The 7,334-nt window shown below is 73.5% G+C and carries 6 protein-coding genes; 3 read left to right on the top strand and 3 right to left on the bottom strand.

Annotated features, from left to right (window positions below; translation table 11 throughout):
* Nucleotides 1-50 precede the first annotated feature (50 nt).
* Both thpD and ACWGL3_RS29760 read right to left on the bottom strand, forming a co-directional pair.
* Nucleotides 51-959 carry an ectoine hydroxylase gene (gene thpD / locus ACWGL3_RS29765; protein WP_267947174.1) on the bottom strand — a complete coding sequence of 303 codons (909 nt, stop codon included), beginning with the start codon at nucleotides 957-959 and terminating at the stop codon, nucleotides 51-53.
* A 605-nt stretch (nucleotides 960-1,564) separates the two neighbouring features.
* A complete protein-coding gene (locus tag ACWGL3_RS29760) occupies nucleotides 1,565-2,092 on the bottom strand; it encodes a SigE family RNA polymerase sigma factor (RefSeq protein WP_267947173.1) in 528 nt (175 codons plus the stop codon).
* A gap of 483 nt (nucleotides 2,093-2,575) precedes the next feature.
* On the opposite strand from ACWGL3_RS29760, the gene ACWGL3_RS29755 reads away from it, so the two are divergent.
* Together ACWGL3_RS29755 and ACWGL3_RS29750 are read left to right on the top strand one after the other, a co-directional pair.
* The gene (locus ACWGL3_RS29755) at nucleotides 2,576-3,547 is read left to right on the top strand and encodes a hypothetical protein (protein ID WP_452462061.1); all 972 of its coding nucleotides are present in this window, start codon (nucleotides 2,576-2,578) and stop codon (nucleotides 3,545-3,547) included.
* A gap of 2 nt (nucleotides 3,548-3,549) precedes the next feature.
* On the top strand, nucleotides 3,550-4,542 hold the full coding sequence (locus tag ACWGL3_RS29750) for a MauE/DoxX family redox-associated membrane protein (protein ID WP_267950570.1): 993 nt from the start codon (nucleotides 3,550-3,552) through the stop codon (nucleotides 4,540-4,542).
* A 147-nt stretch (nucleotides 4,543-4,689) separates the two neighbouring features.
* Here ACWGL3_RS29750 and ACWGL3_RS29745 read toward each other — a convergent pair whose 3' ends face one another.
* Nucleotides 4,690-5,355 (bottom strand): hypothetical protein, encoded by a 666-nt coding sequence (locus ACWGL3_RS29745; protein WP_267947171.1) that lies wholly within the window; start codon nucleotides 5,353-5,355, stop codon nucleotides 4,690-4,692.
* 210 nt (nucleotides 5,356-5,565) lie between these two features.
* Here ACWGL3_RS29745 and hisC point away from each other — a divergent pair, with 210 nt between their 5' ends.
* On the top strand, nucleotides 5,566-6,648 hold the full coding sequence (gene hisC, locus ACWGL3_RS29740; protein ID WP_452462060.1) for a histidinol-phosphate transaminase: 1,083 nt from the start codon (nucleotides 5,566-5,568) through the stop codon (nucleotides 6,646-6,648).
* Nucleotides 6,649-7,334: the final 686 nt, after the last annotated feature.

Here is a 7,334-nt window from a genome sequence, read left to right as displayed (position 1 = left end):
CGGCGGGCCGGGCGGTCGCGCCCGGTCGACCGCGGGCGCGACGTCCCCGGTCAGGCCCTCAGCGGCGTGAAGTCGCGCGAGGCGACGAACCCGGGCCGGCGCTCCCGCGCGGCGAACGGCTCGACCAGAGCGTTCTCCACACTGTTGAACACCACGAAGATGTTCGAGCGCGGGTACGGGGTGATGTTGTTCCCTGATCCGTGCATGCTGTTGCAGTCGAACCACAGCGCCGACCCGCTCGGGCCGGTGAACTGCTCGATCCCGTGGCGCCGGGCCAGCTCGGCGATGTCCTCCTCCTGCGGGACACCGACCTTCTGGGCCTTCAGCGAGGACCTGTAGTTGTCGTCCGGCGTGCGGCCCAGACACGGGACGAACGTCCGGTGGGCGCCCGGCATGAGCATCAGCCCGCCGTTGAACGGGTGGTTGTCGGTCAACCCGATGGACATGCTGACGGCCGCCATGTCGGCCATGCCGTCCTCGGCGTGCCAGGTCTCGAAGTCCGAGTGCCAGTAGAAGCCGGTGCCGCGGAAGCCGGGCATGAAGTTGACCCGGCTCTGGTGCACGTAGACCTCGGAGCCGAGGATCTGGCGCGCCCTGTCGAGGATCCGGGGTTCCCGGATCAGACGGGCGATGCGATCGCTCAACAAGTGGGCGTCGAACACCGAGCGGACCTCCTCGGAGGCGGGCTCGATGATCGTGCGCTCGTCGGAGCGGATCGCCGGATCGTCGGTCATCGCCTTGAGCTCGTCCATGCAGGCGCCGACCTCCTGGTCGGACAGCAGGTCCCGCTGGATGTGGAATCCGTTGCGGGCGTGTTCGGCGAGCTCTTCGGCGGAGGCCGGTCCCTCCTGCGCGCTGCCTCGGACGGTCGGTTCGTCGCTGATGATCCACTTCCGGTCGGAACCGGACTCGACGCGTGTCGGATATCGATCTTGGATGTGGACGTCTACCAGGGTCATGGGACGCCTCTCCTTTCTCGGTGCCCGTCGTTTTCCTCGTCGGCGGACGGTTGCGGTCCGGGGCGCCTCGCGCCCGGCCACGGCCTCCGGGTCCGGCGGAACCGGATTCCGCCGCGGTCGGCCGGAGGCGCGCTCGGCGCGGTGTCGCGGGGTCGTCCGGGACTCCTGCGCGGTGCGGTTCCTCGTGGGGCGCCGACGCCGGCCTGGGCCGTCGACACCGTCGCCCCCCCCTCGGAGCCGGCGGTGGACGGTCCGTGGCCGTCGGCGCCCCGCAACGGGAACCGGGCCGCGCGGGCGCCCTCCGCCGGTCCGCAGTTCCACCCGCCGGACCAGGCCATGCCCGCCGGGAACGCCGATAATCATGCCGGAGGGTGTCGGTGGTTTCTCCCAGGGTGACCGGAAGATCCGATCACGGTGTCATGCCGCCTCTGCCGTATCGGCCCTGTTCGCGGGCGCCGTCCGGCACTGCCTGCGAATTCCTTCCCGGTGTCCGTCCGGACAGGCGCGCGGGGCCCGGCGCGCCCCTCGGGGCTGTGCCGATCCGTGTCCGGGGAGGGGGCGGGGCCGTGGGAAGGCCTGCCCGTCGTGCTGCCGGTGTCGGCGGGTCAGTTGACGGCGCGCTCGATGACGAGGTCGGCGTCCCGTCGCAGCTTGTCCACGGCCCGGGACAGGGTGCTCTTCACGGTGCCGAGAGTGACGCCCATCCGGGCGGCGATCTGCGCCTCGGTGAGGTCGTCGTAGTAGCGGAGGACGACCGTGGTGCGCTGGCGGTCGGGGAGGCGTTCGATGGCCCGCCCGACCACGTCGGCGAGGTCGCTGCGCCAGGTGGGGTCGTCCACGCGCTGCTCGGGGATGTCGTCGGTGGGGTAGACGTCCAGCCGTTTGCGGCGCCACTCGGAGATCTGCGTGTTGACCATCGCCCGGCGCACGTACCCGTCGCGGGCCTTCGGGTCGGCGATCCGCTCCCAGGAGAGGAAGGTCTTCACGAGGGCGGCCTGGAGCAGGTCCTCGGCGTCGGCGAGGTTGTTCGTGAGGGAGCGGGCCATCCGCAGCAGGGCGGGGCCGCGCTCGGCCACGTAGCGGCTGAACTCGTCGTACCTGGGGGTCCGGGTAGTTCCTGTCACGCCGACCACCGACTCTCACAGGTGCTGCGTGCTGCTTTGTCATGCTTTCTTCCCCTCACTGTCACACAGCGAACGCAAATCTCCGGGCACCTGTGCCCCATGTGCCGGCCAACGGCACGCCATGGAGGGCCGGTCCCGTCGGGCGGCGGCCCCGGGCCGGACCCCCGACACGCCGGGGCGCGGGGCCGGGGAAGGGCGGGGCGGCGCGCAGACTCTTGGTCATTTTTGTGGATCTATCGGTGTGTATCGGGTCTATCTGCGACTTTGCAGCCACAAGCTGTACTCAAGCGGCTGCATGCGGTCATCATGGTGGATGGTCCGCATGGGGCACTGCCCCGGACGTACCGGCTTCCGGAAGGTTGCCGCGAGCAAGGTCCGGGACATGCGGACCACCCGAACAGGTGCGTGTCGGCGTGTGGCCGGTGGCCGGTGGTTCCGACCGGGACAATGGGCAGAGAGTGACGAGTCGGGTGACAAGGGGGCGCAGACGACATGTCAGTGATGACGGACAGCGGAAGGGACCGCAGAAGGTTCACCGCGGCGGTGCTCGGCCCCGAGACCGCGCTCGAACCCACACCGGTGGGCGACCGCGTCGTGCGCGGCGTGGTCGTCGGCGCCACCACGCACATGCTCTGCCTGGCCACGCCCCGGGGCGAGGAGCGGTTCCTGCACGACCGCGCCACCGTGTTCTGGCGCGGGGGAGAGGTCCGGCCCGACGACCTGAGGGACGGCGACGACGCCGTGGTGCTCTGCTCACAGGACGGCCGCCTCGTCGCCGAACGCGTGTGGGCCCAGGCCGCCCGGGCGACCGGCGTCATCGTCGGCCGCGAGGGCGAGACCCTGGAGATCGACCCCGGCCACGGCCGTCCCCGCACGACCGTGGTCCTCCCCTACCGCACCTCGGGCCGCATCGCCGTCCGCCACCCGCGCCTGGAACCCGGCTACGTCTTCGACGCCGTCGGGGTCTGGCGCGAGGGGGCCGTGTGGGCCGCCCGACCGGCCACGACGCAGCCGCCCTATCCGCTCAGCGCCACACCGCCGAGGCCGCCCACACCCCGCCACTCCACCACGCTCAGCGGCATCGCCACCTGGTACGACCCCGCCTGGGGGCGCTCGTCCCACCTGGACCCGCGCGCCCGCGTCGACGGCGTCGCCTATCCGGCACTCGACCCCGTCGGCCACGACGCGGACTGCGACCGGCGCACCTCCTGCGTGCCGCTTCCGCTGCTGTCCGCCGGTGCGACGCCGAACCTGCGCAACGACTGCACGAGGGACACGGCCGTGCTCCCCGTCGTGGACTGCGCCGCCGCCGACAGCTGGCTGTGCGACCTGTGCCCCGCCTGCGGGGGCCAGGGGGCGGGGCGGATCGCCTCCCTCACCATGACCGCGTTCGTCGCGCTCGGGGGGCTTCTGGAGGACGGCTGCTTCAACGCGACCATGACGGTCCACAACGGGGAGGGATGACCATGCTGCCGGAGATCGTGGAGGCGTTCCGCGAGGTCCAGCTGCCGCTGCTGGCGGTGCTGCTCCTGCTCGGCGCCGCGAGCAAGACCACCGGGCAGGCCGCCGGCTCGGGACTGGCCGTCCTGGTGCCCGAGCGCCTGCGACGCCCGGCCACCGTCGGGACCGGCCTCCTGGAGGTCGCGCTCGCCGTCGGGCTGCTGGCCCTCACCGGCCTCCCGGGCGACGCCGTGCGCCTGCTCACCGCCGTCGTGTTCGCCGCGTCGGTGGTGGTGCTGGTCCTGGCGCGCAGGCGCGACCCGGAGGCGGGCTGCGGCTGCTTCGGCGGGCTGAGCCGCGCCCCCATCGGTTGGCGCACGCTCACCCGGGCCGGGCTCCTGTCCGCCGCCGCCCTGGCCACGCCGGGCCTGGAGCCCGCCGGGTGGCAGGTGGCCCTCGCCCCCACCGCGCTGCACGGCTGGGTCCTGGGCGCGGAACTGCTGCTCCTCGCGGCTCTCAGCCCCGAGCTGCGCGAGGTGGCGGCCCGGACCCTCCACCGGGAGCCGTGCGAGCTGCGCGAGGTCCCGATGCGCCGTACGGTGCGCAGACTGCGCCGCAGCGACGTGTGGCGCACCAACGAGAACGTGATGATCAAGGCCGAGCCCGACGACGTGTGGAGGCACGGCTGCTGGCGGTTCCTGCGCTACGACGGGATGCGCCACGGGCGGCGTGTGGACGTCGTGTACGCGGTCAGGATCGGCGGGCGCCGCCGTACCGGCGTGCGCGCGGTGCTCGTCGACCGGGGGAGCGGGGCGGTGGTCGCCTCCTTCGGCGCCGTGACCGGCCTCGAACTGGTCGGGCCGCCGCGCAGGCTTCCCCGGCCGCGCCAGGCGGCCAGGCGGGACGCCGAGCGGCACGACGCGGCCCGGGCCGCGGAGACGCTCCGGGCGGCGCGTGAGCACCCGGCCAGGATGATGCCCGACCACTCGCGCGACGCCGACACCGGCCAGCCGGTGTGACGGGTTCCCGCACGGGACCGGCCCCCGCCGGACCGGTTCCGTGCGGCCCCCGCGGGGAACCGGGCGTCCGGGCGCCGGAGCGCCGCCCGCCGGGGCCGGGCCGGACAACGGGATCCCGGGCGGGCCGCCGCGGTGCGGCCGGGGTCCTCAGCCCAGCATCCGGTCCTGGCGTTCCACGGCGGCCTCGCTGAACTCGACGAGCATCTCCTCGTAGTCCTCCAGCGCGCCCTGGCCGAGGATCGACGTGGTGCCCACCAGGCCGCCGTTGCGGTACATGATGCTGAACATGCGGCTGTCCTCCTCCGCGGAGCTCACCTCGATGGCGTAGGCGCGGGACTCGTCGCCGATCTCCGGGACCTCCTCCAGGTCGCTCACCCCGTAGTCGGACGTGGTCCCGTCCTCGTAGGTGGCGGTGTACGCGGCGCAGCTCTCCGGAGGCCTCGCGGCGAGCGCCTCGGCGGCGGTGCCCTCGTCCAGCTGGACCAGCATGTGCGACACCGCGCCCTCGGACCACTCGTAGGCGGCCACGGAGGCGGGCGCCCCCTGCACCCCGTCCAGGTCCCCCCAGCGGTTCGAGGCGTCCAGGCACTCGGGCTTGTCCAGTTCGGTGGTGGCCCGGACCTCGGCGCTGTACCGCACTGTGACAAGCTCGGAGTAGGTGCCGCTCTCACTGCCCTCGGGCACGAGGGTGGCGTCGCGGACGTGCAGCGGGTGCGCGTCGTACAGGGCGGCGGCGGCCTCGGCGTTGGGATCGTCTCCCCCCTCGGCCCCGCCGCCGCACGCACTGAGCATGACCACCACGGGTAGGACCATGGGAAGAGCCAATGGCCGGACGTGTGCCCGCCCTCCCCGCGGGCGGGGGTTCTGACCAGCCGGAATCCGAGCTGAGCCGGCGGGACAGGGACGCAAACGCATGGTGCTATCTCCTCGTTTGTGCGATATTTCCGCTGGGTGCGGTGATCGGCCCGGGCGCGAGATCGCTGAGCGTGTCGCGGGGTTAGCACAAAGTATTGAGGAAGGACAATGGTGTCGGAGTCGAAATCGCCATATCTGCGGTCGGTGCTGGAGAGCATCCCCCCGTACAAGCCGGGCAGGAAGGTCGTCGGCCCCGAAGGCCGGTCCGTCAAGCTCTCCTCCAACGAGAGCCCCTACGGCCCCCTCCCCTCGGTGCGTGAGGCCGTCGCGCGGGCGGCCGCCGAGCTGAACCGCTACCCCGACCCGGGCGCCGAGGAGCTCACCTCCCGTCTCGCGCGGCGCCTGGACGTCCCCGAGGAGCACCTCGCCCTCGGCGCGGGCTCCGTCGGCATGCTCCAGCAGCTCCTGGAGGCGGTCGGCGAACCCGGGGCCGAGGTCGTCTACGCCTGGCGGTCCTTCGAGGCCTACCCGCTGCTCGCCGGGCTCGCCGGGGTCACCCCCATGCAGGTTCCGCTGAAGGACGAGGCGCACGACCTCGACGCCATGGCGGACGCGGTCACCCCGGCCACCCGCATGGTGATCGTCTGCAACCCCAACAACCCGACCGGCACCACGGTCCGCGAGGACGAGCTGACCGCCTTCCTGGACCGGATCCCGGACAGCGTGCTGGTGATCCTGGACGAGGCGTACCTGGAGTACGTGCGCGACCCCCGCGTGCCCGACGGCGTCGACCTCTACCGGGACCGGCCCAACGTCGCCGTGCTGCGCACGTTCTCCAAGGCCTACGGCCTGGCCGCGGTGCGCCTGGGCTACCTGGTCGGCCACCCGCCGGTGGTCGACGCGGTCCGCAAGACCCTCGTCCCGTTCGCCGTGAACCACATCGCCCAGGCCGCGGGGATCGCCTCCCTCGACGCCGAGGACGAGCTCATGGAGCGGGTGGCGGCCACCGTCGCGGAGCGAGACCGCGTCCGCGACGCGCTCGTCGCCTCCGGGTGGACCGTGCCGCCGACCGAGGCCAACTTCGTGTGGCTGCGGCTGGACGGGGACACGCTCGACTTCGCCGCCGCGTGCGCGGAGGCGGGCGTCTCGGTGCGCCCGTTCGCGGGCGAGGGCGCCCGCGTGAGCCTCGGCACCCCTGAGGAGAACGACGCGTTCCTGGCCGTGGCCACCTCCTACGCCGAGCGCCGCTAGGGAACCCGCGGGGGTGCCCGTGCGGCGGTGCCCGTCCGGCCGGCCGGGGTGTCCGGCGCACCGGCCGCACGGGCGCCCGTCCGGCCGGTGCGCGGCCCCCGGGAGCGGGGGCCGCCTCGTCGTCCATGCGCGGGAGTCTGGCAGCGGGGAGCGGGGTTGTCACCGGATTATCCACAGCCTGTGGACGGGGATGGCGGGGGCGGGTTGGAGAGGGGTAGCGTCGATTCGGGGGACCCGCGGCTCCCCGTGGCCGCTGTGCGGCGCCCCCGTGTTCCACGCTCCCACCGGGCCGTTCCGCGGGCAACGCCCCTCCACGGCCTGTGGAGAACCCGGCCGGGCCGCTTCCGGCGGATCCCGTACGCGGTCCGCCACGTCTCCGGAAAACCTGGCCGACCCGCTGTCCGTCACCGCGAACCTGGCCGCCCGGTCACCCCAGACGCCTTCACGGGCCCGATCGGCTCGCCCCGCGGCTTGTTCCCCACAGGCCCCCGCGGACACCCCACAGAGTGGTCCCGGACTGCTCAGCAGCCCCTCGAGGCTGGGGCCGGGCCCTCACACGGTCGCCCCGCAGCACCGGGGCAGCACGCGGCGGGGGGGGGGCCGGTGGGGACCCCCCCCCCCCCCGGACGGGTGGGGCCGGTGCGCCCCCCCCCCACGTGCCCGCCCCGGCCGTGTCCAGCTTCTCC

This window comes from Nocardiopsis sp. NPDC055824, assembly GCF_053616335.1.
The sequence above is the reverse complement of the archived record's forward strand: the minus strand, read 5'-3'. Positions and strand labels throughout refer to the sequence as shown.